A 2,849-nucleotide genomic window follows, 5' to 3' on the forward strand; every position below is an offset into this window, starting at 1 on the left:
ATGTAGCCCCGTTCGCGCACCGAGCCGCCGATTGCGGCGATTCTCTCAGCAGTCGCGCAGGCTCGTCACGGCGAGCGGGCCATGCCCTGACACCGAACCCGAGCACGAAGTGGCCATCGCCGAACTTGAGCACGAAACCACCCTGGCCGAAGTAGACACCCGGGGCTTATGAACGTTCGGAAAACTCGTTCCGCGTCACGAACCGGGTGAGGGGCATCGTGGCGGCGGTGCTCACCAAAGCCATGAGCACCAGGGCTGAGAAAGTGGCTGGCCCGACCAGGCCGGCATCGAGCACGACGGTGAGCACCACGACCTCCATCAATCCTTTGGTCTGCATCAGAGCGCCCAGGCCGAGCGCCGTCGGCCAGCCCTCGCCCGCCGCACGGGCCAGCAGCGCGGTGCCCCCGAACTTGCCGACGGTGGCGGCCAAGGTCATCAGCAGGAAGACGGCGAGGAACGTGTCAGAGCCCAGGTCGATAGTGGTCCGGAGGCCGGTCAAGACGAAGAAGAAGGGCATCAGGGCCACCGCAACCGGGGCCTCGAGCCGCACCAAGATCGCGCGTCTCGCGGCCCCGGGCATCGCTATGCCGGCGAGAAATGCGCCCAGGACATGGTGCAGGCCCAGCGCCTCGGTGACCGCGGCCGAGCCCAATGCCGTCGCGCAGGCGGCCGCGAGCCCCAGTCCGTCCGGGCCCGCCTCTTTCGCGTGGCTGGTCGCCAATCGGGCGAGCGCCGGGCGGACCAAACCGAACACGAGCAGCAGGTAGACTGGACCACCAACAAGCACCGGCCAGAATGTGCCACCCCCGGCCTGCCCCCCGGCGCCGTACGCGAGCAGCCCAGCAAGGAAGATCCAGAGCAGTGCGTCGTTGATGGCGGCGCACGCCAGGGCGAGTTGGCCGAGTCGCTGCCGCAGCAGTCCCATCTGCAACAGGATGGCGCCGAGCACCGGCAGCGCGGTTACCCCGGCGCAGATGCCGACGGCGGCCGCGAACTCCCCGGCTGAGGCTTGGGGGCCGACGGTTTCGGGATACTGGTGCGCCAGGAGGAGCCCGGCACCGGCGCCCAGCAAGGTCGGGAGGAATGCGCTGCCGATCCCAATCCAAACCAGGGCCGGTCCCCGCCCGCGGAGCAAGCCCACGTCGGCGTGAAGGCCGATAACGAAGGCGAACAGGATCACGGCGAGCGTAGCGATTCCCGAGAGCGGCGCCAGCGCCTGCGGGCTGATCAGGGGCGCCACGAGCTCCGGCGCGAGGCGGCCCAGCAGCGAGGGCCCGAGGACGATCCCGACCAGGATCTGGACCACAGCGAGCGGCAGCGCGTGGCGTAAGCGGGCGATCCTCCAGAGGGCCACCGGCAACGCGAGAACGATGAGAGCCTGAACGAGGAAGATCGCGGTGGCAGAGATGGGCGGCTCCTGTCTGACCGATCGGCGGGCTAACGGCTAGACCCGACCGACGTTGGGGACGCGGGTGGGGTTCCCGATTGCGGCCCCGGTGAGCTGGCGCGCCAGGTCGAGAACGGGATTCGTCTGGACGCCTTTACGATGGACAAGCCGCCGCGCAGATAGCGCGCGCCAGGCGGCTCGCTTTCAAATTCGCCTCGCCGGAGCCCACAAGTATGTTCTGGCCGGTGCAAAGCATTCGCCGCTGACGGCACTACGAAGCCATGTAGAGGATCCCCCAAAATCCGACGTGCGAAAGCGCGTGGTCTCCGCGTTAATCTCATGGGGCGGGGGTAATCTCATGGGCGGGGGCGCTCGGCAGCCTCTTCCGGCGGGCGTACGTTTCGGAACATCACCAGGAGGAGGAGGTCGTAGGCGGCTTTGAGCGCGCCGGCGAGGACCAGCGGCCAGCCGAAACCCGAGATGGCCAGCATCGCGCCGGCGAGCGCAGGGCTCGCAGCAGAGGCCAGGCTGCGCGGCACCGAGGTCACGCTGGCGGCTGCTGCCCGCTCCTCCGGCGCGACGACGGCCATGACGTATGAGGTCCGGGTCGGTACGTCCATCTGGGAGAGCGCGCTGCGCACGAGCAGTAGCGCGATCGCGAACGAAAGGCTCGGGGCGAACGGCACGAGCGCGAGGCATAGGTTGGCCGGAAGGTGGGTGCACACCATGGTGTTGATGAGCCCGATCCGATCGGCAATCCAGGCGGCGGCGAAGTAGGACACGGCCGAGAGCGCGCCCGTCCAGAAGAAGATGGCCCCGGCGGTGGCGAGCGAAAGGCCAAAGCGCTCGAACACCCAGAGCGCCAGGAGCGACTGGACGACCAGGCCGCCGGCGAAGGCATCCAGACTGAACAGGGCCGCCAGGGTGAGCACGATGCGGCGCGAGCGGCCGAGCAGCTTCGCGGGCGCTCGATCAGGATGGGCGGTTCTCACATCCCGTGGCGGGTTCCGATAGAGGAGCAGCGCGAGCCCACCCAGCACGGCATAGAGTAGGAACGCCGTCTGGAGCGCCGGCCTCAGCTCCGCATCGATCAGGTCTGCGGCCGCCTCGGGCAAGGCGGCGCCGAGGGCGCCCACCGCGGCCATGATCGATACAATGAAGCTGTATCGGGCGAAGAGGCGTGTGCGGTCACGGTCACTCATCATCCAGGAGAGCTGTGCCTAATGCCGCGGCATGAAGACGCTGACGTCGCCCGAAGACGGGTTCAAGGTGCCGACGATGGGGACGAGGAGGAGCGGCGAGAAGTGCTCGAGCGCGGCGTAGGCGATGCCCGTCAGCACCATCAGAAGGCCGGCGCTGATCAGCAACGTTCGACGAGAAGGGTGACAAGCGCCGAGCCGGCAAGCGTGGCGGTCGCGATGACGCCGGTCTCGAAAGGGCCGTTGCCGAGCTCGAGCAGATA

General features: G+C 68.3%; 3 protein-coding genes. All 3 read right to left on the bottom strand.

Annotation, left to right across the window (positions count from 1 at the left end; translation table 11 throughout):
- Positions 1–166: 166 nt before the first annotated feature.
- The 3 genes from VFR64_05320 to VFR64_05330 all read right to left on the bottom strand — a co-directional run bounded on the left by VFR64_05320 (position 167) and on the right by VFR64_05330 (position 2,730).
- Positions 167–1,408: a cation:proton antiporter gene (locus VFR64_05320; protein HET9489159.1), complete on the bottom strand. Its 1,242-nt coding sequence runs from the start codon at positions 1,406–1,408 to the stop codon at positions 167–169.
- A gap of 335 nt (positions 1,409–1,743) precedes the next feature.
- On the bottom strand, positions 1,744–2,592 hold the full coding sequence (locus VFR64_05325; protein ID HET9489160.1) for an MFS transporter: 849 nt from the start codon (positions 2,590–2,592) through the stop codon (positions 1,744–1,746).
- A gap of 15 nt (positions 2,593–2,607) precedes the next feature.
- Positions 2,608–2,730: a hypothetical protein gene (locus VFR64_05330; protein ID HET9489161.1), complete on the bottom strand. Its 123-nt coding sequence runs from the start codon at positions 2,728–2,730 to the stop codon at positions 2,608–2,610.
- Between the last annotated feature and the right edge of the window lie 119 nt (positions 2,731–2,849).

The sequence above is a fragment of the Candidatus Methylomirabilota bacterium genome (genome assembly GCA_035709005.1).
Lineage (GTDB): Bacteria > Methylomirabilota > Methylomirabilia > Rokubacteriales > CSP1-6 > 40CM-4-69-5.